This window comes from Algoriphagus formosus, from assembly GCF_002807035.1.
Taxonomy (GTDB): domain Bacteria; phylum Bacteroidota; class Bacteroidia; order Cytophagales; family Cyclobacteriaceae; genus Algoriphagus; species Algoriphagus formosus.
In genome coordinates this window covers 1,516,989-1,539,927 of the sequence record NZ_NIUC01000002.1, presented here as the reverse complement: position 1 = coordinate 1,539,927, position 22,939 = coordinate 1,516,989, and the positions used below count along the sequence as shown (strand labels likewise).

General features: G+C 41.1%; 26 protein-coding genes. 18 read left to right on the top strand and 8 right to left on the bottom strand.

Going from position 1 to position 22,939, the window contains the following annotated elements:
* The first annotated feature begins 2 nt into the window (after positions 1 to 2).
* Both CDH51_RS13050 and CDH51_RS13045 read left to right on the top strand, forming a co-directional pair.
* On the top strand, positions 3 to 641 hold the full coding sequence (locus tag CDH51_RS13050; RefSeq protein ID WP_232724812.1) for a protein-tyrosine-phosphatase: 639 nt from the start codon (positions 3 to 5) through the stop codon (positions 639 to 641).
* Positions 642 to 693: 52 nt separating this feature from the next.
* Positions 694 to 1,431: an acetolactate decarboxylase gene (locus CDH51_RS13045; RefSeq protein ID WP_198514306.1), complete on the top strand. Its 738-nt coding sequence runs from the start codon at positions 694 to 696 to the stop codon at positions 1,429 to 1,431.
* A gap of 38 nt (positions 1,432 to 1,469) precedes the next feature.
* Here the strand turns inward: CDH51_RS13045 and CDH51_RS13040 are convergent, their stop codons facing one another.
* Both CDH51_RS13040 and CDH51_RS13035 read right to left on the bottom strand, forming a co-directional pair.
* Positions 1,470 to 2,507: a DUF6515 family protein gene (locus CDH51_RS13040; protein ID WP_100628968.1), complete on the bottom strand. Its 1,038-nt coding sequence runs from the start codon at positions 2,505 to 2,507 to the stop codon at positions 1,470 to 1,472.
* 3 nt (positions 2,508 to 2,510) lie between these two features.
* Positions 2,511 to 3,242 carry a DUF2092 domain-containing protein gene (locus tag CDH51_RS13035; RefSeq protein WP_100628967.1) on the bottom strand — a complete coding sequence of 244 codons (732 nt, stop codon included), beginning with the start codon at positions 3,240 to 3,242 and terminating at the stop codon, positions 2,511 to 2,513.
* Between the two features lie 536 nt (positions 3,243 to 3,778).
* Between CDH51_RS13035 and CDH51_RS13030 the strand changes: the two genes are divergently transcribed.
* The 13 genes from CDH51_RS13030 (at position 3,779) to CDH51_RS12970 (ending at position 15,979) form a co-directional block, all read left to right on the top strand.
* Positions 3,779 to 4,579: a hypothetical protein gene (locus CDH51_RS13030; protein WP_100628966.1), complete on the top strand. Its 801-nt coding sequence runs from the start codon at positions 3,779 to 3,781 to the stop codon at positions 4,577 to 4,579.
* Between the two features lie 121 nt (positions 4,580 to 4,700).
* Positions 4,701 to 5,858, top strand: coding sequence for a helix-turn-helix domain-containing protein (locus CDH51_RS13025; protein ID WP_100628964.1), 1,158 nt, complete (start codon positions 4,701 to 4,703; stop codon positions 5,856 to 5,858).
* Between the two features lie 704 nt (positions 5,859 to 6,562).
* Positions 6,563 to 8,122, top strand: a complete 1,560-nt coding sequence (locus CDH51_RS13020; RefSeq protein ID WP_100628962.1) for an arylsulfatase — start codon at positions 6,563 to 6,565, stop codon at positions 8,120 to 8,122.
* A 51-nt stretch (positions 8,123 to 8,173) separates the two neighbouring features.
* Entirely contained in the window at positions 8,174 to 9,181 is a 1,008-nt protein-coding gene (locus tag CDH51_RS13015; RefSeq protein WP_100628961.1) for an HAD family hydrolase, read from the top strand.
* Between the two features lies 1 nt (position 9,182).
* Positions 9,183 to 9,740: a hypothetical protein gene (locus CDH51_RS13010; protein ID WP_100628960.1), complete on the top strand. Its 558-nt coding sequence runs from the start codon at positions 9,183 to 9,185 to the stop codon at positions 9,738 to 9,740.
* A gap of 19 nt (positions 9,741 to 9,759) precedes the next feature.
* Complete coding sequence (locus CDH51_RS13005) at positions 9,760 to 10,416, top strand: outer membrane beta-barrel protein (RefSeq protein WP_100629438.1); 657 nt, start codon at positions 9,760 to 9,762, stop codon at positions 10,414 to 10,416.
* A gap of 120 nt (positions 10,417 to 10,536) precedes the next feature.
* Positions 10,537 to 11,748, top strand: a complete 1,212-nt coding sequence (locus CDH51_RS13000; RefSeq protein WP_100629437.1) for a BamA/TamA family outer membrane protein — start codon at positions 10,537 to 10,539, stop codon at positions 11,746 to 11,748.
* Positions 11,749 to 11,875: 127 nt separating this feature from the next.
* Positions 11,876 to 12,343, top strand: coding sequence for a hypothetical protein (locus CDH51_RS12995; protein WP_100628958.1), 468 nt, complete (start codon positions 11,876 to 11,878; stop codon positions 12,341 to 12,343).
* Positions 12,344 to 12,362: 19 nt separating this feature from the next.
* Positions 12,363 to 13,010 (top strand): DUF4136 domain-containing protein, encoded by a 648-nt coding sequence (locus CDH51_RS12990; RefSeq protein WP_100628957.1) that lies wholly within the window; start codon positions 12,363 to 12,365, stop codon positions 13,008 to 13,010.
* Positions 13,011 to 13,012: 2 nt separating this feature from the next.
* Positions 13,013 to 13,606, top strand: coding sequence for an outer membrane beta-barrel protein (locus CDH51_RS12985; RefSeq protein WP_100628956.1), 594 nt, complete (start codon positions 13,013 to 13,015; stop codon positions 13,604 to 13,606).
* A gap of 82 nt (positions 13,607 to 13,688) precedes the next feature.
* Positions 13,689 to 14,234: a DUF4136 domain-containing protein gene (locus CDH51_RS12980; protein WP_100628954.1), complete on the top strand. Its 546-nt coding sequence runs from the start codon at positions 13,689 to 13,691 to the stop codon at positions 14,232 to 14,234.
* Positions 14,235 to 14,330: 96 nt separating this feature from the next.
* Positions 14,331 to 14,966, top strand: coding sequence for a hypothetical protein (locus tag CDH51_RS12975; RefSeq protein WP_100628953.1), 636 nt, complete (start codon positions 14,331 to 14,333; stop codon positions 14,964 to 14,966).
* A gap of 179 nt (positions 14,967 to 15,145) precedes the next feature.
* Complete coding sequence (locus CDH51_RS12970; protein WP_157807113.1) at positions 15,146 to 15,979, top strand: universal stress protein; 834 nt, start codon at positions 15,146 to 15,148, stop codon at positions 15,977 to 15,979.
* 50 nt (positions 15,980 to 16,029) lie between these two features.
* On the opposite strand, the gene CDH51_RS12965 is transcribed toward CDH51_RS12970, so the two are convergent.
* From CDH51_RS12965 to CDH51_RS12950, 4 genes are read right to left on the bottom strand one after another with little or no spacing between them, the layout of a single operon-like run.
* Complete coding sequence (locus tag CDH51_RS12965; RefSeq protein ID WP_100628950.1) at positions 16,030 to 16,329, bottom strand: type II toxin-antitoxin system RelE/ParE family toxin; 300 nt, start codon at positions 16,327 to 16,329, stop codon at positions 16,030 to 16,032.
* A complete protein-coding gene (locus CDH51_RS12960) occupies positions 16,322 to 16,573 on the bottom strand; it encodes a type II toxin-antitoxin system ParD family antitoxin (protein ID WP_100628949.1) in 252 nt (83 codons plus the stop codon). Before CDH51_RS12960 ends, CDH51_RS12965 begins: the two co-directional genes overlap by 8 nt.
* A 52-nt stretch (positions 16,574 to 16,625) precedes the next feature.
* Positions 16,626 to 17,813, bottom strand: a complete 1,188-nt coding sequence (locus CDH51_RS12955) for an RsmB/NOP family class I SAM-dependent RNA methyltransferase (protein WP_100628948.1) — start codon at positions 17,811 to 17,813, stop codon at positions 16,626 to 16,628.
* 57 nt (positions 17,814 to 17,870) lie between these two features.
* Entirely contained in the window at positions 17,871 to 18,677 is an 807-nt protein-coding gene (locus CDH51_RS12950; protein ID WP_100628946.1) for a hypothetical protein, read from the bottom strand.
* A 53-nt stretch (positions 18,678 to 18,730) separates the two neighbouring features.
* Here CDH51_RS12950 and prmC point away from each other — a divergent pair, with 53 nt between their 5' ends.
* The 3 genes from prmC to CDH51_RS12935 all read left to right on the top strand — a co-directional run bounded on the left by prmC (position 18,731) and on the right by CDH51_RS12935 (position 20,169).
* Positions 18,731 to 19,564 carry a peptide chain release factor N(5)-glutamine methyltransferase gene (gene prmC, locus CDH51_RS12945; RefSeq protein ID WP_100628945.1) on the top strand — a complete coding sequence of 278 codons (834 nt, stop codon included), beginning with the start codon at positions 18,731 to 18,733 and terminating at the stop codon, positions 19,562 to 19,564.
* A 64-nt stretch (positions 19,565 to 19,628) separates the two neighbouring features.
* Positions 19,629 to 19,874, top strand: a complete 246-nt coding sequence (locus CDH51_RS12940) for a type II toxin-antitoxin system ParD family antitoxin (protein ID WP_100628944.1) — start codon at positions 19,629 to 19,631, stop codon at positions 19,872 to 19,874.
* The gene (locus CDH51_RS12935; RefSeq protein ID WP_100628943.1) at positions 19,867 to 20,169 is read left to right on the top strand and encodes a type II toxin-antitoxin system RelE/ParE family toxin; all 303 of its coding nucleotides are present in this window, start codon (positions 19,867 to 19,869) and stop codon (positions 20,167 to 20,169) included. Before CDH51_RS12940 ends, CDH51_RS12935 begins: the two co-directional genes overlap by 8 nt.
* A 3-nt stretch (positions 20,170 to 20,172) precedes the next feature.
* Here the strand turns inward: CDH51_RS12935 and CDH51_RS12930 are convergent, their stop codons facing one another.
* Both CDH51_RS12930 and dxs read right to left on the bottom strand, forming a co-directional pair.
* Positions 20,173 to 20,940 (bottom strand): alpha/beta fold hydrolase, encoded by a 768-nt coding sequence (locus CDH51_RS12930; RefSeq protein ID WP_100628942.1) that lies wholly within the window; start codon positions 20,938 to 20,940, stop codon positions 20,173 to 20,175.
* Between the two features lie 4 nt (positions 20,941 to 20,944).
* The gene (gene dxs, locus CDH51_RS12925; protein ID WP_100628941.1) at positions 20,945 to 22,861 is read right to left on the bottom strand and encodes a 1-deoxy-D-xylulose-5-phosphate synthase; all 1,917 of its coding nucleotides are present in this window, start codon (positions 22,859 to 22,861) and stop codon (positions 20,945 to 20,947) included.
* Positions 22,862 to 22,939 lie beyond the last annotated feature (78 nt).

Sequence of the window (22,939 nt, the reverse complement as noted above, 5' to 3'; positions counted from 1 at the left end):
TTATGGAATTACAGAAGATTGAACTCTATCCAGAACTGGCAAATACAGTACGGAAAGCTTTAAAATTGCCCATATCCGAAGAAAGAAAAGCTGTCCTTCAGCTATTGATTCGATACATAAAAGTGAAACGATATCTGGGAGAACCGTTTCATCTCAACTTTATCTGCACTCACAATTCAAGACGCAGTCAGTTTTCCCAAATCTGGGCAAAAGTTGCTTCAGAGCTTGCTGGAATACCAGCAAACTGCGTTTCGGGCGGTACGGAAGTTACTGCATTCAACCCACGTGCGGTGGACGCGCTTTCCCGTCAGGGTTTTAAGATTTCTTCAAAAGAAAATGGCAGCAATCCATTTTATTCCATTACCTATTCAGATCAGCGGGACGCTATAGAGGCCTTTTCAAAAACTTTTAGTGAAGCTGTTTCCCCAGACAATTCCTTCGCAGCGGTGATGACTTGTGCACATGCAGATGAAAACTGCCCCTATATCCCCCATGCTGAGGAGCGGATTCCTGTGCGCTATGAAGATCCCAAAGCCTTCGATGATACGCCTTCGGAAAGTGAAAAGTATGAAGAGCGCTCCTTACAAATCGCTTCGGAGATGCTTTTTGTCTTTTCTAATATAAAAATCAAAAGTAAATGAAGAAGCTTTCCTTTTGGCTCAAAAAGAAATATCATTGATCCATATTTGATTTATGAAAGGTTTAAGAGGTATAATTCTTTCTTTTTCCATTTTGATCTCGATGGTCATGTGTTCGGCTCCTGAATCAAGTAAGGAAGAAAATCAGATCACCATTGTAAGCCAGATGAAAAATGTCATGTGGAAGGGAGAACTTGGGGCCAAAATCCGATTGGACTCCTTATCAGACAAATCGCATCTATATGGATTGGGTCCTGTAGAATACTTACGAGGAGAGGTTTTGATCATCGATGGAAAAGCTTATAAGTCAACCGTAGCGACAGATTCTACCATGCGAGTGGAAGAGACCTTTGACATAGGTTCGCCATTTTTTGGCTATTCCCAGGTGAGCAACTGGGATGAGCAAATAATCCCTGACAGCATTCAGTCCATTGGGCAACTGGAAAACTATTTGAATCAAATTACCCAAGAATCCCAAAGGCCCTTCTTTTTCAAAGTAATTGGAATGGTAAATGAGGCAACGATTCATATTGTCAATTTACCAGAAGGCACCGTAGTAAGTTCTCCTGAAGAGGCTCATCAAGGACAGGTCAATTATGAACTTTCGAATCAAAATGCAGAACTGATTGGTTTTTTCTCCACAGAGCATCAGACTATTTTTACCCATCATGACAGTTTTATGCATATCCACCTGATCACTGAGAACCGACAAAAAATGGGGCACTTAGATCGATTGATCTTAGGAAAGGAAGCAAAATTGTATTTGCCTAAATCTTCAAAAACGAAACCATAGACTCAATCACACTTCAACCCAAAATTTTTCAATAAATATCAGGACTCTTCTTCTACCTGCACGATCTCATACATGTTTTTGCCATCTACTTCCACAGGCATGTAGTAAGTATCTCCAAACTTCACAAAGGTTTGCTCCCCTACCTTCACTTCCTCTGCACCTTCCGGGAGATTGGAAACTACTGAACCCGCAGGAGGTGGAACTACCGTATAGGTCCCGTCTTTTTGTTCATAGAATGTTCCTCCGTAGTAATAATTATTCACAGTTGGACTGACTTCTACCTGCTCAGATTCCTTTGGGATTACTTTGACAGTAGCTCCCTGAGGAGCCGCCACGACTACATATCCATCGTCAGCCTCTACATAAAATACACCCTCGTCGTAGTGATAATCTTGATTATCCACACTAACCACAATTGCAGTCACAGCAAGCGTGGCTACAAAAAAGCCCCATGGATGCCATGCCGGTCCCCAGTAAAACGGCGTGAATGGATGGTAGTAATAGGGTCGATACCAGGAAAAGCCAAAGCCTCCCCAAACATAGGGTGGACGGACATAGGGGCGATAGGGTGGCCGATAAGCTACATTTCGATTATTTCTTACAATGGTATTTCGGCTATTGTCAATATTGATATTGACGTCACCCCTGCTTTTGTCAACGTTCACCCGATTGTTCGAGCCTCTATCGCCCGTATTGACATTATTGATTCGGTTTCCGCTGTTTTTATTATTGTTGATGGAGCTGACCTTATTCTCCACTTTTGGGGATTTAGTGACTCGATTGGACCCTCCATTGATTGCCCCAGCCCGATCAGAATTGCTGCGATTGGCGGGACGACTGCGATCGGTATTGGCTGGTCGGGTACTGCTTCGATTAACAGGACTAGCGGCTGGTCTTGAGGCAGGACGTGAAGCAGGTTTGGCTGTAGGACGAGAAGCAGGTCTGGAAACTGCCGGTCTTGCTCCTCCTCCACCTCTTCCCGCAAATCGCTGGGCATAACTTAATTCTGGCAAGGAGAATAAAATCATTAGCGAAAGAAAGAAGGAATACTTGATGATTGTCTTAAAATTGTTCATAGCCTAGTCTTTTTTAGTCCAAGTAATTTGCTTTGAATTGGGAGGAGGAAGAAACTCGAAAATAGATTCAGGATAGTTCATATTGATTTCCCAATTATCAAAAGTAACCTCTACCTGATGTGCATAAGGCTCAGCTAGAAATGTGGCCAGTATTTTAAATGGTCTTGATTCTATTTCTTGAGAGATCCAAATCTGAAAAGTCATCTCACTATTTGCCGCTCCTATATGAAAGCTTTTATGTCCTTCTATTTCTGCCTCCCCGAGGTACTCAATGTAATCCATGGTCTCGGTCAGATGTGCTGTAAAATCAGGATAAAGGAAATCAGTCGCCACCAATTGAACACCAAAATCAGTATAAAGGCTTTCAAATAAATCTAGTGTGGTCGATGGTGCTTCGGAAGCAGCGTAGTAATTATCCTCTAGGGAATAATAAACAACCTGACTTCCATTATAATAGTAAAATTGGGGTTTCCCCCGAGCAATCACCTTAGCAGCAAGCTTGTTGGATCCTTGAAGAATAAATTCACCCGTTCGAAATTCCTTGATGAAGAAATCATTGCGAAAGCCAACATCCTCAGATGTTTTGGTAGTGAATTTTAGGGAATTGAGCTCTCCGAAATATTCACCCACCTTGTCGAGAATTAACAAGGCTGTGGAATCATGATAGACATCCTGAGCTTTGGAGCTTAGCGTGCTACCAATAATAGCCAACAATAAAAAGATCGTTTTTTTCATATTTACTTTAATTTATAGCCAGGCCATTTGAGACTATTTAGTTTGGACAACTAAGAATCTTCAGACTGTCTAAGGTCGACAACCAACAACTACATTCCTGAGGCACATTCGCTATCGGAAGTGCAAGTGCTAAACTTACCAATCTTCTGATATTCAGATTTAGTCATTTTAAAGGAATGCTGTTTTGATTTACGGAATCTTAGCAAAAAATACAGCTAAACTAAACAATCATCCTCCTAGGAATTCATTATTTCCGCATGGCTTTTGTCCATTGCTCTATAAAAGAGAAAAGGCCTAATACTGGATTAAAGATCGATTTTAAAAAAGCCAATTAAAAAATAGCCGTTTGCAGAAATAGAATGACAAGGTCTATAGAGGTTTTTGGTCAGGAATTACTGACCAATATTTGATTCCGGATTTCTGAAATATTATTCCTAGATGTCATTTTAAAATATCCCTTGAGCATGAATTATTGCTATTTCATATAAAAATTGCAACTTGAATAGGTATATGATAATTCTTTAACCTTTAATAAGATGGTACTCAATTTTAAGAAACTCTGTTTTTTGGTCATTACTTCCTTTTTTTCAGCTCTCACTTTGCATGCCCAAGATGATGCTGCAGAACTAGCCAAAAAACTGGCAAATCCAATCGCTTCACTGATTTCAGCCCCTCTACAAAATAATACTGATTACGGGATAGGAGCTTTTAATGGGTCCCGAAATACGCTCAACATCCAACCTGTAGTGCCAATTTCAGTCGGGAAAAACCTCAATATGATCACGAGAGTCGTTCTACCTGTCATTACTCAATACAATGTCACGGGGGAAGGACAAAAACAGTCTGGACTAGGAGACGCTGTCATGTCCGCTTTTTTCTCTCCCAAAAACTCTGAAAAACTCACTTGGGGAGTTGGGCCAGCCTTGCTACTTCCTGTGGGTACCAATGACTTCCTGACTACCAAGAAATTTGGAATGGGACCTACCGCAGTGGCCTTGAAGCAATTTAATGGATGGACAGTCGGTGCATTGGCAAATCAATTGTGGTCAGTTGCGGGAAATGCAGACCGGCCGGATGTTAGTCAGATGTTTGTCCAACCATTTTTGGTATACAACTGGGCATCTGGAGCTGGTTTGGGGGGAAATCTGGAATGGACTCAAAACTGGAAAACGAATCAAACAACGGTCTGGCTAAATCCGACCCTCAGTGGCGTAACTTCCTTAGGCTCACAAAAAGTCCAATTTGCAGTAGGTCCAAGACTCAACCTTGCCGCGCCCAATGGAGGCAAAGCAGATTGGGGCTGGAGAGCAGTGGTAGTCTTCCTATTCCCCAAGTAAAGTTCTATTAATAAACCATATAACTGATTATTTCAAAAAAAATATTAAAATCAGACAACTTTGAATATTTTATTTTTACCCTTTAATGTTTAATTTGCTTGCTATAAAGGCATTTTAAAGCATGGTTTTTTTCCTTTGGACAGGAATGGTTTTAGGGGTTTTGGTGGGAATGATTCTAGTATTATTTCCTAAGGCCCGACAAAATGGAAATCTCACTTTAGGGCTTTCTGTATTGTCCGTTTTCCATTGCTTGTTGGTTTCCGATTTATATTTATCTGGAAGGATGGTAGACTTCCCCCACCTTTCTAGAACTGGAAATATCAGTGCATATTTATGTGCGCCCCTTTTGTACCTCTTTGTGAAAAAAACACTCTACCAACTTCCTGTATTGAAGGGGTTTACTTGGTTGATATTCCTGCCTCCATTAGTTTACTTTTTTGATTATCTCCCTTATTATCTCAAATCTGCTTCAGAAAAGGCTGCAATAATCGAAGCACAACAATTAGGTGAAGCTAACTTCCTTTTTTCGGAGAGTCTGCTTTTCCCAGAACAGTTTCACTTTTATTTCAGACAATTATGGTTGCTAGGATTTATAATTTTAATTGTCCGCTTGCTTTGGATCAATAGGGATTTACTCAATATTCATAAAATCAAACTCAACCGCTACATCTATGTTTTTTTGTGGTTTTTCACATTGAGTTTAAGTATTGCCATTTTTCCTCCTTTTTTCCGGTTTTTAGGCGGATTCGATTTTTATGATTTAGGAACGCAGGCGTTTACATTAGCAATTACCCTTACAGGATCAGCCTTATTTTTGCTTTTTAATCCTCGGCTACTATATGGATTTTATTGGGAAAGTTCCCCAGTATCTATTCCCCAAGAAGTACAGGTTAAATCTCAAATACAAACGGTAGAGCCTGTTGATATAGAAGGGTATCGGGAAATCTGTAAAAGCTTAAGTGAGCTAATGAAGGAGGAAAAATTATACTTGACACAAGGTTTCTCGATCAATGAGCTGAGTAGAATTTCAAATGTGCCCGTATACAAAATTTCACCTGCTATTAATTTTTGTTTTGACACCAATTTCAATCAGTGGATCAATCAATTTAGAATTGAGGAATTTGATCGTCTGATTCAGCAGGGAGAGCACGAGCGCCTCACTTTGGATGGCATTGCTTCCAAGTGTGGATTTTCCAATAGAACCACCTTTATCAGTTCCTTCAAAAAAATGAAGGGGGATACACCAAGCCAATATCTGAAGACTATTTCACCAACTTAAAGGAATCAATTTCACTGTCATGTATATCTGCAAGAAATTGAATAGCCAAAATTCTGTGAAAATAACCGATTTATACTGACCTCGAACATCCGGCTAGTTTAGCAAATAAAATTAGGCTATTGGCTTCATTACAGATAATCATATTCTCCTAAATAACCCTTTAATAGCAAATGAAGCATATCATTTTGAGATAGGTTTCTTTCAAAAAGCAGGTAAGAAAGTTTGTAAATCGGTATAAAACCTTGTCCCATATCAGTGCTACCAAGCTTCTATCTACCGCATATATGAAACTGCATTGACAGAGCCGGAAAAAACCAAACTAATAAAATTGAAAGAGGTCTTAGATACTAACCAAAATCTAGATAGAATTTGCCGATAATACAGGTTCTGTAAGTTACAATCTGAAAATTTCCGAACAACGAGTTGAGGCTTTCAAAGCCTATTTTAAGGAGATTAAAATTTCCGAAGATCGGATCAGATGTGGGCAGAATGATCGTTTGAGGCATTAGCAAAGGTTCCGTAGATGGAGATAGAAAAGTGGAGGTCCGGTTTGTTGAAATGTAAGCGTATCCATACTAGGGATCTTTAACGTTCAATTTTGTCAAATTTTACTCATTATTGACAGCGATCCACGCCTATCAAGTTGAATATTCGATTCATTCCTGCAGTTTTAAAGGATTAAATAATTTTAAAATCAGCATGTTATGAAAAAAATCAGCTTTTTGGTTTGCGCATTTTTACTGTCAGCTGTCAGTATTGCACAAGAAAAACCAAACATTCTTGTCATCTGGGGTGATGACATTGGCACCTGGAATATCAGCCACAATAACCGGGGAATGATGGGTTACAAAACTCCTAACATTGATCGAATCGCAAAAGAAGGCTTGGCTTTTACTGATTATTATGCGCAGCAGTCCTGTACCGCTGGACGCGCAGCATTCATTGGTGGAAATGTTCCGGTGCGAACTGGTATGACCAAAGTAGGTATGCCAGGAGCCAAAGAAGGATGGCAAAAGACGGATATTACCATGGCTACTGTCATGAAAAACCTAGGCTATGCCACTGGACAATTTGGTAAAAACCACCAAGGAGACCGTGATGAGCATCTTCCTACCATGCATGGTTTTGATGAATTCTTTGGAAACCTTTATCACCTAAATGCAGAGGAAGAGCCAGAAAACTTTGATTATCCTGCGGATTTGGTCTTAGCAAATGGTAAAACATTCAAAGAAGTTTATGGTCCAAGAGGTGTAATCCATAGCTGGGCTGATGGAAAAGGTGGCCAAAAAATTGAAGATACAGGCGCTTTGACCAAAAAGCGAATGGAAACCATCGATGATGAGACTATTGCAGCAGCGAAAGAATTTATCAAAAAGCAAGTTGCAGATGGGAAACCATTTTTCACTTGGTGGAATGCTACGCGAATGCACTTTAGAACTCATGTAAAAGAAGAGCATCGTGGTATCAGTGGTCAGGATGAGTATGGTGACGGAATGGTAGAGCATGATATGCACGTAGGTGAGCTTCTTGCATTATTGGAAGAGTTAGGCATTGCAGATAATACAGTTGTAATGTATTCTACTGACAACGGTCCTCACTACAACACTTGGCCAGATGCAGCAACTACTCCATTCCATGGCGAGAAAAATAGTAGCTGGGAAGGTGCTTACCGTGTTCCGACTTTCATAAAATGGCCTGGAAAATTCCCTGCTGGTACTACACTAAACGGTATCGTAGCGCATGAAGATTGGCTGCCAACTTTCGCAGCAATCGCCGGTGATCCTGATGTAAAAAGTAAAATCATGAAAGGCGTTTCCATGGGAGGAAGAACCTACAAAAATTACATTGATGGGGTTAATCAATTGGATTACTTAACTGGAAAAGTCGATGAGTCACCTAGAAAAGGATTTGTATATGTAGATGATGCGGGATCTATTGCAGCACTTCGATATACAGATTGGAAAGCAATGTTTTTGGAAAACAGAGCAGACAAACTTCAAATATGGCTAGAACCATTTGTTGAATTGAGAGCACCTTATTTGACCAATCTAAGAAGAGACCCATTTGAAAAGGCTCTTCATGGCTCCAATACCTATTATGATTGGTATATAGATAGAGCTTATATTCTGATGGCTATTCAAGGTTATGCATTTAACTTCTTATCAACTTTCAAGGACTACCCTCCTAGCCAAACTGCCGGAGACTGGAGCCTTTCAAAGGTTGAAAAACAAATTGAAGGCATGGTCAAGGGCAATGTTCAATAATCTCTCGAAGCCATGCAATTTAGGTTGCATGGCTTTTTTTCTGTTTTAATTATGAAAAAGTACCTATTAGTCTTCCTTATTTCTTTTTTGGCTTTTGCATGCAGTCAGACTCCTCAAAACAACCAATCCTCATTAACCAAAGCTGAACCATTTTTGGAGTCTTGGAATGAGGGCGTTTCGAAAAAGGCCATTGAAGACTTTATCAAAAACACAACTGATCCCAACAGCCCAGACTTCATTCCAGAAAAAGACAGAATTGCGGTTTTTGACAATGACGGTACCCTTTGGGCAGAGCAGCCCATGTACTTCCAACTTTTCTATGCAATAGACTTTATCAAAAAGAATGCTTCGGATCACCCTGAATGGTCGGAAATTGAATCGATTCAAGCAATTCTCCAAGATGACCTAAAGGCCGCATTAGACGGAGGGACTCAAGCTATTTTAGAATTGGTCATGGTCTCTCACTCAGATATGACTGCCGAAGAATTTGCTCAAAGTGTCAGAACTTGGCTTCAAGAATCACGTCATCCTCAGACAGGTAAACCTTATAATCAGATGATTTACCAGCCCATGGTAGAGCTCTTGGAGCTACTCAGAGCCAATGGTTATAAAACCTTTATCGTATCTGGCGGTGGAATTGATTTTTTGCGTGTGTGGGCAGAGGAAGCCTACGGCATACCTCCCTATCAGGTGGTTGGCTCATCTTTGAAGGCCAAATACGAAGAGCAAAATGGGAAGATGGAGATTATTAAAATCCCCGAACTGAATTTCATTGATGACAAGGAAGGAAAGCCCGTAGGTATCCACCAGCATCTCGGAATGAAGCCTATTATCGCTGGAGGCAACTCTGACGGAGATTACCAGATGATAGAATACACTACTCAAGGATCTGGCCCGAGCCTTGGAATCTATATCCACCATACCGACTCCATTCGGGAATATGCCTATGACAGAGAGTCACATGTAGGGCGACTTGATAAAGGACTGGATGATGCAGCCAGACTTGGTTGGCTAGTAGTGGATATGGCCAAAGACTGGAAAACAATTTATCCAGAATGATATGTCCTGGAAAGCTACCTTCCTGATCTTTGGACTAAGCCTTTTTGGCTTGGTTGGCTTTGCTCAGGAAAATGAATCAGAGGAAGAAGGATCCCATGTTCCAAAAATTCGGGCTGCCATTATGATGGCCAACTCCCATGTACCCAATGCATTTGAAGGCGAAAAGCGAGTAGCAGTTATTCCAGCATGGGGATTAGATGTGGATTATTATTTTCATCCGAAATGGTCCGTAGCCTTCCAGGCGGATATGAAGGTCCAATCCTTCGAGGTAGAAAGAGAAGGAGCTTTCTTGGAGAGAAGCTATCCTTTTTCAGGGGCTTTTGTACTTCATTATCATGCCAAAAAGCATTGGTCTTTCTATGCTGGACCCGGATACGAGTTTGAGAAATCGGAAAACCTCAGCTTTTTCAGAATTGGCACTGAATACTCCTTTGAAATCACCGAGCAGTTTGAGATTGCACTAAACTTAGCTTATGAAAATAAACAAGATATTTACAATGCCTGGACCTTTGGCATTGCGTTTAACAAATTACTTTGGAAAGAAAAGATTGAAAAGTGAAAAAACAGAAAACTCAACTATGAAAAAAATTACAATTCTCGCTCTCCTACTATTCACCGTAAACTGGGTATCTGCCCAAGAAATTCGAGTGAATACTTATGCAGGTTATGCCTTCAAGGACCGGGTTGACTCCTATTTTTCCAATTCCTCCTTTTTTGACGGGACTATCCAAGACTCATTCAGGTGGGGACTGGGATTGGAATACCACATCCCCCAGAAGGGAGCGATCGAACTTCAATACCTGCGGCAAGACACCAATGCCCCTACCATTTATCAGGATGGAGGCTTTTTAAATGGAGAGCTTCAGTCTACCAATTTTGATTTAGCCATTAATTGGGTGATGGTCAATGGCACACGCTATTTTCCAATAAGCGAAACTGTAGAACCGTTTGCAGGAGCAGGTATCGGCCTTGGGATTTTTGGAGTGGACAACCCAGACAATGGCAACTCGAATAGCTCTACCAAATTTTCATGGCAAATCAGAGGCGGATCTAATTTTTGGCTTGCGGAAAATATAGCTTTCAGAATTCAGGCCTCCCTTTTTTCGGCTACCCAAGCGATAGGTGGTGGACTTTATTTTGGAACAGGGGGAGTTGGAGGAGGATTGAATACCTATTCCAGCATGTATCAGTTTGGTTTTGACGGGGGTCTAGTCTTTCGAATTCCTCAAAAATAATTGCTTATCCTAAGATAAAAGGCCTTTGCTTTTGAGTAAAGGCCTATTTTTATGTGTGTGCTATCGCTCAAAGATCATTCTACGAAGCGAGAGTTTTCTTCAAAAACTTTATCTTTCCCTATGAAATACACACTCCTCGCTTGGTTTTGTCTTCTCTCTTTTTGCAGATCGGGATTTGGACAAGAACCAGTCCAGTATACTCCCAATAAAATCAACCAATTCAAATTTGTACCACTTCCAGCCATTGGATCCAATCCTGCCAATGGTTGGATGTTTGGTTTAGCCCCATCTGCTACTTGGTATATGGGTAATCCTGAAAACACAAAGCTTTCAAACCTAGTTGGAAATGTCCTTTACACGACCAAGAAGCAGTGGATATTCAGCGTCAGAAGTAATATTTTCTTAAGTGAAAATGATTTGATCCTGGTGGGAGACTGGCGCTATCTTATCACTTCCCAGCCTACCTTTGGACTCGGAAGTAGCACGCCGAATGATCCTACTCAGGATCCATATTTCCGTGAACCACCGGGCGTTTTGTGGGGAGAGCAGCAGATGAATTTCCGCTTACTTCGTTTTTATGAAACTATCCTAAAAAGAATCAGCACAAGCAATTGGTACTTAGGCCTAGGTTATCATTTAGATATTCATTCCAGAATCGAAAGCTTCTTGAACGAAGAGTCTCAAGCACCGGAAGGTGTTTTTACCCATGACGCTTATAATATCTCCAATGGTTTTGATACTGAGCGGTATGCACTTTCAGGTTTTACGCTCAACGCAGTCTATGAAAATCGGGATATCCCAGTTTCTCCTTATGAGCGAAACTTTGCATTGATCTCCTACAAAATCAATCCCACATTTCTGGGTTCAGACCAGGGTTCTTCCACGCTCCTTCTTGATTACCGACATTATTTCAACTTAAGTCAAACCCGCAAAAGGCATATTTTGGCGCTTTGGGGCTATGGCAACTTCTTAGTGAATGGTGAGCTTCCGTACATGAACCTCCCTTCCTTGGGTTGGGATATGTTTAGCCGGTCCGGAAGAGGTTATCCACAAGGGAGATTCCGAGGAGAATCCATACTTTACTCTGAAGCGGAGTACCGCTTTCCACTACAAAAAGGAAATGAAACTTTTGGAGGAACCGTATTCCTAAATGCCAATTCCTTCGGAAATGAATTCAATCAAGAAAAACTATTGGAAAGTGTAAATTTTGGATACGGGGTAGGTCTCAGAGTGATGATCAATAAGGAAAATCGCACCACAATCACCGCGGATTACGCATTTGGAAGAAAGGGAAATTCGGGCTTCTATCTAAACATCAACGAATCATTTTAATCCAAAAAAATCAAGAATTCTCACACTTAAAGTATATTTTTATTAAATGTTTACATAAACAGAATTGATTAAAAAGAATCCCAAGGGCCTTTTTTCTATTTTTGAATACATGTTTTAAACTACTACTATGAAAAAATTTCTTTTACTCTCCTGTTTTATCCTCACTAGTCCAGTTTTGCTTTTAGCCCAATCAATCGATGACGAAATCACCTTGATCCAGGCTGAATTCGGTATGGGTAAAAAGCAGCTCGTCGAAGCTTATATGGATTTACCCGAGTCTGTCTCAAATGGATTTTGGGCGGTATATCAAGAATACGAAGCAGCTCGGCAAGAGCTAGCAAGAGAGCGGATAATCATAATTAATGACTATCTCGAAAACCTTGACACTATCGGTGAGGAGCAAGCAAACTCGCTCGCTATGCGTACCTTGAATAATGACCTCGCATTGAGCAAACTGCACAAATCCTATTTCAAAAAGTTCAAAAAAGCTACTTCTGCAAAAGATGCCGCAAAGTTTTTGCAGGTGGATGTGTATATCCACAATACCATCCGGAATGCCATGCAACAAGAGTTGCCATTTATTGACGAAAACTAAATATACCTAATAGATTAATATGAGAAAAAGTTACAAAGGAATCCTTCTAGGATTACTTCTAGCGGTCATTTATACTGCCTGTATTCCAGAGGGAGCAGAGTATGTTGATGAGCTAGACATCGTTTACACCAATTACTCTGAGGATTTTAATTTTACTTCCCAGAACACCTATTCAGTACCTGACAGAGTCATCAAAATAACCGGTGATGAGATTGATGGAGAAGAAGGTTTCGAGCCAGAATTTATTGATCCGGTTTATTCGGCAACTATCATTGCTTCCATCCGATCCAATATGAATGCTTTGGGCTACAGGGAAGTCGATAAGAGTGCAAACCCTGACTTGATAATATTACCATCAGCTCTTCAAACCGATCAGGTATTTTTTTACTATGATTGGTGGTATTGGAACTGGTACTATCCAGGATGGGGCTTTGGCTGGGGATGGTACTATCCTGGCTACTTCCCTCCACAAGTTTCTAGAGTACGCACTGGTACTGTTTTTCTACAGATGACTCAGCCAAGCGGAATCAGTGCATCGGATAAAATCCCCGTGGTTTGGTCTGGAATTATGAATGGTCTTTTAGAAGGAAGTAGAGATCAGATTGCCACTAGAATCACCAATGGCATCAATCAAGCTTTCAATCAATCACCTTACCTAGCCAAATAACCATGAAAAAGATCATTTACAGCAGTTTTCTATTTCTTTTCTTGGGTTTAGGTGTTGCTAAGGCCCAGACATCTGCATTCACTATTGAAGTACCTGTGACCATTCCCTTGGGCAATACCTCAGACTTTATTGATCAATCAGCACTTAGAGGCATCAATATCGAATACCAACGATTTGTCACTAGAGAAATAGCCGTGGGTGGTGAAGTAGGCCACCTGACACTTTATAAAAGAGAAGAGAATAAGGTATATACCGAAGGGACCGCTTCCCTTTCTGGTGTTCAATACCGCTACCAATATGCATATCCTATCTTAGTGACAGGTTCTTATTTCCCTGTGGTAGAAGGGAAAGTCAAGCCTTATGCAGGATTGGCAATAGGTACTATCGCTCATGACAGACGAATTGACATGGGAATTTTCACCTCACAAGATACCCATTGGCAATTTGCTATTCGGCCTGAAGTCGGATTGATCATCGAGCCTACTTCTCAAATAGGTTTCAAGCTAGGTGCGAAATATTACAATTCATTTGAGAGTAATAATCTAGCCGGACAATCTAACATTGGGATCAACTTTGGAATTGTCTTTCTTCGCTAAGACAAGTAAAATCTAATAACTAAGCTAGCCTCAATGAAAAGTAGCTTTTTGAATTAATATTAACTTATCAACCTCAACAGCTATGAAAAATTCATTTGTCTTACTGATTGCTATCGCAGGAATACTTGCTTCTTGCTCAGGTAAAAAATATGTAAATGTTCCTAAAGGAATTTATGATGACTTCAATCTGCAAGAGTATGAATCTTTTGACTTCTATGAGCTCAAAGGTCCAGAGGAGAGAGGTGCTTATTATGAGGAAAATATCGAATTTCTTCAGGATGCTATCACCAAAAAGATGGAAGAAAGAGGCGTAAAACGGGACACGAATAACCCAAGCCTAAAAGTGAATTTGGGTATCAGCGTGCAAGAACAAGTTCAAACGCGGGAGACAAGTTTGGCCACGGACCCTTTCATGTATACAGGGCAACGAAGCTATACTTGGACAAGGACAGAAGTACCCGTAAATACCTATACAGAAGGATCACTGACCATGCATTTGGTAGATGTATCGGACAATGAGGCCGTTTGGGTAGGCACCATAGATCGCGCACTACCTAAAAAACAAAAGAATGTGCCTAGCACGATTCAAAGCGCTGTAGATCTTTTGTTTCTTAAAATTGATAAGTAATCCTGGCTATTGTTTTGGATGACATCATAAGTCAATTCGAAATGCTTTCAGCCAATCAAACAGTTGTTTCAAATTCAAATCAGATAAAAAATCAAAATGAAAAAAAATCTTTCAATTCTAAGCCTTTCACTGTTGGCCGTGATGCTTTCTTGCTCCCCCAGTGTAAAAATCCTAGGCTCTTGGACTGGTCCAAGCACACCCCCTGAAGGCTATAGCAACATCTTTGTCACTGCATTGACAGATAATATTCTTGCCAGACAGACAGTCGAAACAGATTTGGACAATCTATTGCTAGAGGAAGGTGTAAATGCTGAAAGCAGTTTTGACATCCTTCCTCCGGGATTTAAATCAAGCGGAGTGGATAAAGAAGAGGTTCTCAGAAAAATCCGTGAACTAGGTAGCGATGCAATTCTTACCGTGGCAGTTTTGGACCAAACCAATGAAACACGTTATGTGCCAGGTTCGACCATGTACTCGCCTATGGGGTATGGGAATTATGGAAGATTCTGGGGCTATTACAACTATTATAATCCAGTCATGTATGACCCGGGCTATTACACCACTGACAAAAACTACTACCTAGAGGCCAATTTATATGATGCTGCCACTGAAGAGCTGGTTTGGTCTTCTCAGTCTGAAACCACCAACCCAAGCTCTATCGAGACCTTTTCAAGGTCTTTCTCGACAACCATCATCAATCAATTGATCAAGGATGGTTTGCTAGCAAAGTAATTCACTTACGTATTCAAATCACAAATGGCCAGTTCTTATCGAGCTGGCCATTTTTATTGGCACAGGCATTTCATTAAACCCTTGACTAGCTGATAAATATCAGTTCTTGAGACACTATTTTTCAATCCAAATTGGAGTAAGTTTTTGTAATTTGGTATTACACCAAAATGATCACGACCATGAAGACAGGATCTAAAGTTTTGTTGATGACTGACTTTTCCCAAGTGGCAGGCTACGCCGCATACTACGCTAAGCAGTTTGCATTCAAGCTTAATGCCTCGATTGAAGTCATGCATATTCTCAGCACTCCCGTAGACTGGGTGAGATTGGATAAAGACAAGGAAAAGTTTTATCCTCAAACTTTGCAAGAAATCGCATCGGCCAAAAACAACCTATCAAGTTTGGTCCATGAGTTTGAGCAAGAAGGCTTAGAGGCTTTTTCTACTCTGATCTATAGCTATGGCTCAGAGACGGTTTTCGAACATGTCAACCAAGCCTCTCCAGACTTTGTGATCATGGGTTCGGAGGGCAGAGGATCCAAAAAACCATTTTTCTTAGGTTCTACCGCTCAGAAGATTCTTCGAAACATCAAAATCCCTACGCTAATCGTGAAAGAAGAACCTGCCCGAATGGAAATCAAACGGATTGCTTTTCTCTCCACACTGGAGCCCAGTCAAAGACCTGTATTTCAGCAACTAAAAAGCTTGGCCAATATGCTTGGAGCAGAACTGGATGTCATCTTTGTCAATACGCCGTATGATTTCTATGAGCAGGAGCGATCCGATGAACTCTTTCAAGAGCTATGCGATGGAGACACATCCATTCTACAAATTCTCATCAATGCAGAAAATCCTGAGAATGGAATCTTATACTATGCGGAGCGAAATCAACCGGATATTTTAGCATTAGCTAAGACCGACAAGTCAGGCTTCAGCAAGTTTTTCAATCCAAGTCTAACCGAAAATCTAGTACGGGTTCATAATTTTCCCATGCTTTCTATCTGTGCGGAGTGAAAATTTCTAATTAGGCAAGGAATTTCTAAACTCCACTTAATTTCAAAGAATTATTCCTTCAACCTTGTTTTTAGATCCATCTGCTGATGCAAAATTCTGATAATTTCAATTTCAAACGGATTTGACTTGTGATAAAAAATAATATGCTTCCCAATTCGATAACCCTTTAACCCTTGTAAAATATCACTATAATCTTTCCCTAGCTGACTATTTGAAGCGATTTCTTGACAGGCTAATTTTAGCATATCATAGTATTTATCCGCTTGCGTTTCGGACCAATTGTAAAAAGTATATTCCCATATTTCCGAAAGATCATCTATGGCTTCTTGCCGAAAAACAAGATTATCCATTTTCCTTCTTTTGGGACTTGAGCTTGATTAGATGCTGATCAAAATCAAACTCATTTACTCTTGGGCTATTTAAGCCCTTCTCAATTGCATTTTTTAAAGCCAGAGCCTGAGTCTCTTCATTTTCTAATAGACGAAGCCCTGCCCGTATGACTTCACTTGCATTTTTATACCGTCCTGACTCCAATTGACTACTTACAAAGCGATCAAAATAATCTCCTAACGATATAGATGTATTTTTACTCATAGGAAAACCTTTCCTTAAAATTACCAAAAATCGGTAAAAAATCCATATTTAGTTATTTTCTGATCATCCTTGCAATGTAAAACCCATCGAATCCACTCTGATGGGAAAAGACCTTCTGCTCTTCCAGTAATTCAAAATCTTTTCCAGCCTCTGATGCCAGAAACTTCTTGACTTGCTGTTCATTTTCTGAAGGGAGAATACTGCAGGTAGCATAGACTAGCTGTCCACCCTTTTTCAGCATGCTAGGATAGGATTGTAAGATTTCTTGCTGTGCCTCTTGCACTTTTGCTATGGACTCAGGACTGAGTTTCCACTTGGTATCCGGATTACGCCGAAGTACACCAAGACCCGAGCAGGGGACATCCAAAAGCAATCGATCCGCAGAGTCTTTCAGTCTTTTGATAGTCTTCGATCCTTCGATCACCTTTCGCTCGATGATGTCAATTCCATTTCGTCTCGCTCTGAGTTTGGTCTGCTGAAGCTTCCATTCCTCCAGGTCCATGGAAATAATTTTCCCCTTATTTTCCATCAAAGCTGCCAAATGCAAGGTCTTTCCGCCTGCACCTGCGCAAGCATCAATCACCCGCATACCAGGCTCCACCGCAAGGGATGCAGCTACCAATTGGGAGGATGCATCTTGCACTTCAAATAGCCCAGCTTTGAATGGTGCAGAACGAAAAATATTTTGTCTTTCTTCCAAAATCAAAGCATCCGGATAACCTTTCACATGGTAGGTTCGGATTCCTTCTTCCAGCAATTGATTCTTCAGCCGCTCCCGAGTAGTCTTTAGGGTATTCACACGGATAACTACTTCTGCTTCTTGGTTGAGACTGTGCAACTCGGTATCCCAAGTATCGCCCAGTTCCTTTTTTCCTAATTCATAGAGCCATTCTGGTACAGATTCCAAAATTCCCGGATCCTCCAGTTGCTCATACTTTTCCTTGATTTTGGCTGGATTTAGCTTAGAAAATTCCTCCCAAGAAGGAAGCTCATGGCCTTGCATCAACCAATAAGTCCCAAAAAGATCCCAATAATTGGAAGAAGGACTGAGGTAATTGATCAGGCGCCACCAACGCACCATCTCATAGGTAGTTTCGGCAATAAAAGCTCTGTCTCTTGCTCCCCATTTTGGATTAGACTTAAGGGTTCGCTCGATGACCTTATCGGCAAATTGTCCTCGTTCAAAAATGGCTTCTAAGGCATCATGCACGCCTCGTATGGTATTGTTATGTAACTTCATCAGAAATATATTCTGCACAAAGGTAGTTTTTCTTTTGCAGACTTAGGGAAAAGAATGCTAAAAGGGCCTAAAGGTCAAAGAAATTCGGACACCTTCCCTTCCTACTGCCGATCCAAAGTCATAGCGATCTCCGGCATAGCCATCAGCAAGAGCCTGCAGCGGGTCAAAAACCAAGGTATTGATTTCGTCCGAATTCGTAGAGATCGTTCGCTTTCTAAATTCTAAAAAATTGGCTCTGATTCCCAAGTCAAGTTTCTTGGAAAGTGCCCAAGCAAAAGCCAAATCAATCCCGGATTTCCAATTGCGTTCCTCCACTGGTCGGGTGATCGGACCAGAAACAATCGACAAACAATTTGGACAGGGCCACCAAGCTAAATAGGTATAATCTGGGAAGATTTCTAATTGGCCATTTTTCCCACTTTCTCTCATGACATACAGATTGAAATTCAGTGAAGTCCGAGTGCCAAGCTTGACTTTTCGCTGCAAAAATACCCCCCATCCCACCAGTTCATTTTGCAGCCCTACATTCAATTCGTCTTGGGTATATCCCAGCAAGATGGAATTACCGCTTTCATTTGGATCTGGACCATAAATCTCCCGATTTTGATAGCCTGGTGCCTGCTCCTCATAGGAAGATTGATGTGAACCCAGTAAACCAATAGCCCAATTTTGACCGATCGGAAGCCCAAAAAATACACGTACACTTCCAAAGCGATTTTTCTCAGGAGCAAAGAATTGAGGATGCTTTATAGCCCTTTCCCAATAACTCCCATCAATTTCAATAAAGGGACCTCTATTGCTTTCCTGAGACAAAGAGAGAAGTGGATTGAGCCCAAAAACGAAGAGTAGAAGCAGTTTTTTCATCGATAGCTTGATTAGTGATTACCTTTACGGAGCAAAGACCTAATTCGCTACCAATGATCAACTATAACAGTCTCGTCAAAAAGTGGGCAAGTGAACTTGAACTCTATGAGATACCCGAAGCTCAAAACTTGGTAGAATGGCTTTTCGAGCATCATTTAGGACTTCGGCGGGTAGACATGATGAATTTTTTGGAAGAAAAGGATTTGCCTAAGGCTCTCCTAGATGACTTTGAAAGACTAAAAAAGGGAGAGCCAATTCAGCAGATTATTGGCAAAGCTCCTTTCTACGGAAGGGAATTTCAGGTAAGTAGAGACACATTGATTCCACGAAATGAAACCGAAGAGCTCGTTCATTTAATCATCAAAGAAAACCCAGAGCCAAGGCTTAGAATTCTAGATATTGGTACGGGAACGGGTTGTATTCCTATCTCCCTATTTCTGGAAATGAATCAGCCTCGAGTATTCGCTTTGGATATCTCTGAACCTGCTTTAAGAATTGCAACAGCAAACGCTCGAGAGCTAAAAGCTGAAGTTGAGTTTTTTCAAGCCGATATTTTAAATGAAAGCATTCCAGTTGATAGCTTGGATATTTTAGTATCCAACCCTCCCTATATTCCTGAAAAAGGAAAGAAGGGTATGCATCAAAATGTCTTGGATTTTGAGCCTGGATTAGCCCTTTTTGTACCGGATGAGGACCCGCTTCTTTTCTATCGGAGAATTGCCGAATTAGGAAAAAAGGCCTTGAAGCCAAAAGGAAAAATATACTTTGAAATCCATGAGGAATATGGAAAAGCCGTCCAAAAGCTTCTTTCTAATTTGAATTATACAGAAGTAGAAATCATCGAGGATTTGAATGGGAAGGACCGGATGGTAAGAGGAAGAATTTGAAAAGAAGCAAATACTAGATTGACCTTAATACCAAGATTTGGTATATTTAAGAAATTATATTGAAATGAGTAAAAACACATCTATTTCACTGGGCAATCATTTTGAGCAATTTATAAGAGAAGAGGTGGATTCTGGACGATACAATTCAGCAAGTGAAGTAATTCGAGCGGCATTGCGATTATTGGAAAGTGAAGAAAAGAAGGAACGACACTTAATAAGAGCATTGCAAGAGGGCGAAGACAGTGGCTTCGTGGAAGATTTCGAACCAAATGAATATTTGAAAAAAATCCAGAAAAAAGCCCATGAATAATTCTTCCTATCGCATTAGCCAAAAAGCGATTGAAGATCTTGAGAGTATTTGGGTCTACACCTTCCAAAATTGGTCAAAAGAGCAGGCAGATCGCTACTACAAGCTTATAATTCAAGAGATTGAGTATCTGGCTAAAGATCCATTTTCAGGAAAATCCCTCAAAACATTGCGAAAGGACTATAGAGTAAGTAAAGTTAAATCCCACCTAATTTTTTATCGCAAAAAAGAAAATGAGCCTGTAGAAATCGTTAGAGTTCTTCATTCGGCGATGGATATCAAGAAGCACTTAGAATGAGTACTAAACAGATTCAATTAAAAAATTTCTGACCAAAGCTAAAGTCCTTTCCTTTTCCTCAATCATCCCCATGTGGCCCGTTCCATCTAGCTCGTAATAGTGCGTGAATGCTTCTTTTTGTTTACGGCTAGCCGCGATTTTGACCGCTCCGTCTTCAGTACCCGCAATCATTAATTTGGGGCCCTGAAAACTCTTTAAAATCTCATATCTATCCTTTCGATCCCGCATGGCTTCGGTAAAGGCGATCAAACCCTCCAAGCTTGATTGCTTAGCTTGCTCAGTAGCTTGTTCGATTTCGGAGGCAAATTCGGCTCGATGTTTTTCAGAAAAAAGGGGAGGCACAAAAGAACTCACGAATTTCTCTGCGCCAAACTTCTTTAAAAACTGAATCGTACGATTGCGCATTTGCTTTTTCTCAGCATCATCGGCAAAGGCTGTAGAGTGAAAAAGCCCAATTCCCTTTAGTTTATTCCCCATCAATTCCAGCATCGCCAAGGCAACATAACCTCCCAAGGAGTGTCCAATCAGAATAGGGTTTTGTATTCCGTTTTCTTCCAAGAAATCTTCCAATAAAACCGCTACCTCTTCCAAACTGATATGTGATTGGGAAATAGGGCTATTGCCAAAACCCGGCAAATCCGGGCATACCACTCGAAAATTTTGTGATAATTCTTGGGTAAAATCTTCCCACATGGCTCCGATCTCACAAAATCCATGGATCAAAACCACAGGCTGACCGGAGCCTTTTTCAAAAAAATAAACTGAAGACATGATTTTACTTCGCCTTTGCTACCTCAGCTAGACTACGAACTGCATCAGCAATACCCGCTGCATCAAAGCCACAAAGCTGGTGAAGTTGTTCCTGCTCTCCGTGCTCGATAATCGCATCAGGGATACCCAATCGCTTGATTTGGGCTTGATAACCATGGTCCATCATCCACTCCAATACAGCGGATCCGAAACCACCCATCAAACAACCATCCTCCACGGTCACGACTTTAGAGAATTTTCCAAAAATCTCATGCAGTAGCTCCTCATCCAATGGCTTGACAAATCGCATGTCATAATGAGCTGGATTCAGCCCTTCTTTCGCCAATTCTTCTGAAGCTTTGACAGCATAATTTCCAATATGTCCAATGCTCAAAATGGCCACATCCTCACCTTCTTTCACGATTCGTCCCTGTCCGAGAGGAATCTGCTGGAAAGGCGTTCTCCACTCAGGCATCACGCCTTTACCTCTTGGGTATCGGATGGAATAAGGGCCTTCATGACTAAGCGAAGAATACATCATATTTCGAAGTTCTTCCTCATTCATAGGAGCTGAAACAACCAAATTTGGGATGCATCGGAAGTACGCCAAATCATATGCACCATGGTGAGTCGGTCCATCTGCTCCTGCAAATCCTGCTCGATCCAAGCAAAATACTACAGGAAGATTTTGGAGGCAGACATCATGGATCACCTGATCATAGGCCCGCTGCATAAAGCTGGAGTAAATATTACAAAAAGGCTTCAGGCCTTGAGTTGCCATACCGGCCGAAACGGTCACGGCATGCTGCTCCGCAATACCCACATCAAAAGCCCGGTGAGGCATGGCTTTCATCATAATATTCATCGAAGAACCTGAAGGCATAGCCGGGGTCACCCCCATGATTCGCTCATCCTGCTCTGCCAGTTCTACAATGGTATGTCCAAAAACCTCTTGATACTTCGGTGGCTGTGGAGTGGAAGGCACTTTTTTGAATATCTCACCAGTCACTTTGTCAAAAGTACCGGGAGCATGCCAAGTGGTTTGATTTCCATTTTCAGCCGGAGCATACCCCTTGCCCTTTACGGTCACACAGTGCAGAATCTTCGGACCTGGAATATCCTGTAAATCCCGCATGATTTCAACCAGGTGATTGACATCATGTCCATCTACCGGTCCAAAATATCTAAGGTTGAGAGACTCGAATAAGTTGCTTTGCTTTAGGACTGCGGACTTGATCGCTCCCTCCACTTTGGAGATAACTTCTTGGGCAGATGAGCCAAACTTGCTCAGTTTACCGAGCATTTTCCAAACTTCGTCTTTGACCTTGTTATAGGTATGAGAGGTAGTAATATCAGTAAGATAATCCTTTAGAGCCCCAACATTCGGGTCAATAGACATACAATTGTCATTCAGGATGATCAAAATATTGCTGTCGCTGACACCTGCATGATTCATAGCTTCGAAAGCCATACCACCTGTCAAGGCACCATCACCGATGACTGCTACATGTTGCTGCTTGTTTTTGCCCTTATACTTAGAGGCCATCGCCATTCCTAGGGCTGCCGAAATAGAGGTGCTTGAATGCCCTACTCCAAAGGTGTCAAATTCACTTTCTGACCGCTTGGGAAAACCTGAAATCCCTCCATAAATTCGGTTCGTATGGAATTTATCTTTTCGCCCTGTCAGAATTTTATGTCCATATGCCTGATGCCCCACATCCCAAACCAACTGATCCTCAGGTGTATTAAGTACATAATGAAGTGCCACTGTGAGTTCGACTACTCCCAAGCTAGCTCCAAAGTGCCCGCCATAGACAGAAACATTGTCTACAATAAAGTCGCGGAGTTCGTCGCAAATTTGGACAAGCTTGTCTTTTGGAAGTTTTTTAAGATCGGCAGGGCTGTCGATTTGGGCGAGTAGTTCTCCAGGTTGGATCAACATGAATTCTTTGCTTTTTTTATGTATTGGAAAGATAAACCAGCGTTATTTGGTATTGTTTTTTAGTTAGCATAGCAACTA

Bases quoted from the DNA above. Each gene is read 5' to 3' on its own strand.
- CDH51_RS12990 (WP_100628957.1), top strand. From the start codon at position 12,363: ATGAGAAAAAGTTACAAAGGAATCCTTCTAGGATTACTTCTAGCGGTC.
- CDH51_RS12940 (WP_100628944.1), top strand. From the start codon at position 19,629: ATGAGTAAAAACACATCTATTTCACTGGGCAATCATTTTGAGCAATTT.
- CDH51_RS13025 (WP_100628964.1), top strand. From the start codon at position 4,701: ATGGTTTTTTTCCTTTGGACAGGAATGGTTTTAGGGGTTTTGGTGGGA.
- prmC (WP_100628945.1), top strand. From the start codon at position 18,731: ATGATCAACTATAACAGTCTCGTCAAAAAGTGGGCAAGTGAACTTGAA.
- CDH51_RS13020 (WP_100628962.1), top strand. From the start codon at position 6,563: ATGAAAAAAATCAGCTTTTTGGTTTGCGCATTTTTACTGTCAGCTGTC.
- CDH51_RS12965 (WP_100628950.1), bottom strand. From the start codon at position 16,329: ATGGATAATCTTGTTTTTCGGCAAGAAGCCATAGATGATCTTTCGGAA.
- CDH51_RS12950 (WP_100628946.1), bottom strand. From the start codon at position 18,677: ATGAAAAAACTGCTTCTACTCTTCGTTTTTGGGCTCAATCCACTTCTC.
- CDH51_RS12960 (WP_100628949.1), bottom strand. From the start codon at position 16,573: ATGAGTAAAAATACATCTATATCGTTAGGAGATTATTTTGATCGCTTT.
- CDH51_RS12930 (WP_100628942.1), bottom strand. From the start codon at position 20,940: ATGTCTTCAGTTTATTTTTTTGAAAAAGGCTCCGGTCAGCCTGTGGTT.
- CDH51_RS13040 (WP_100628968.1), bottom strand. From the start codon at position 2,507: ATGAACAATTTTAAGACAATCATCAAGTATTCCTTCTTTCTTTCGCTA.
- CDH51_RS12985 (WP_100628956.1), top strand. From the start codon at position 13,013: ATGAAAAAGATCATTTACAGCAGTTTTCTATTTCTTTTCTTGGGTTTA.
- CDH51_RS13035 (WP_100628967.1), bottom strand. From the start codon at position 3,242: ATGAAAAAAACGATCTTTTTATTGTTGGCTATTATTGGTAGCACGCTA.
- CDH51_RS13030 (WP_100628966.1), top strand. From the start codon at position 3,779: ATGGTACTCAATTTTAAGAAACTCTGTTTTTTGGTCATTACTTCCTTT.
- dxs (WP_100628941.1), bottom strand. From the start codon at position 22,861: ATGTTGATCCAACCTGGAGAACTACTCGCCCAAATCGACAGCCCTGCC.
- CDH51_RS13000 (WP_100629437.1), top strand. From the start codon at position 10,537: ATGAAATACACACTCCTCGCTTGGTTTTGTCTTCTCTCTTTTTGCAGA.
- CDH51_RS13010 (WP_100628960.1), top strand. From the start codon at position 9,183: ATGTCCTGGAAAGCTACCTTCCTGATCTTTGGACTAAGCCTTTTTGGC.
- CDH51_RS12975 (WP_100628953.1), top strand. From the start codon at position 14,331: ATGAAAAAAAATCTTTCAATTCTAAGCCTTTCACTGTTGGCCGTGATG.
- CDH51_RS13015 (WP_100628961.1), top strand. From the start codon at position 8,174: ATGAAAAAGTACCTATTAGTCTTCCTTATTTCTTTTTTGGCTTTTGCA.
- CDH51_RS13005 (WP_100629438.1), top strand. From the start codon at position 9,760: ATGAAAAAAATTACAATTCTCGCTCTCCTACTATTCACCGTAAACTGG.
- CDH51_RS13050 (WP_232724812.1), top strand. From the start codon at position 3: ATGGAATTACAGAAGATTGAACTCTATCCAGAACTGGCAAATACAGTA.
- CDH51_RS12970 (WP_157807113.1), top strand. From the start codon at position 15,146: ATGAAGACAGGATCTAAAGTTTTGTTGATGACTGACTTTTCCCAAGTG.
- CDH51_RS13045 (WP_198514306.1), top strand. From the start codon at position 694: ATGAAAGGTTTAAGAGGTATAATTCTTTCTTTTTCCATTTTGATCTCG.
- CDH51_RS12935 (WP_100628943.1), top strand. From the start codon at position 19,867: ATGAATAATTCTTCCTATCGCATTAGCCAAAAAGCGATTGAAGATCTT.
- CDH51_RS12955 (WP_100628948.1), bottom strand. From the start codon at position 17,813: ATGAAGTTACATAACAATACCATACGAGGCGTGCATGATGCCTTAGAA.
- CDH51_RS12995 (WP_100628958.1), top strand. From the start codon at position 11,876: ATGAAAAAATTTCTTTTACTCTCCTGTTTTATCCTCACTAGTCCAGTT.
- CDH51_RS12980 (WP_100628954.1), top strand. From the start codon at position 13,689: ATGAAAAATTCATTTGTCTTACTGATTGCTATCGCAGGAATACTTGCT.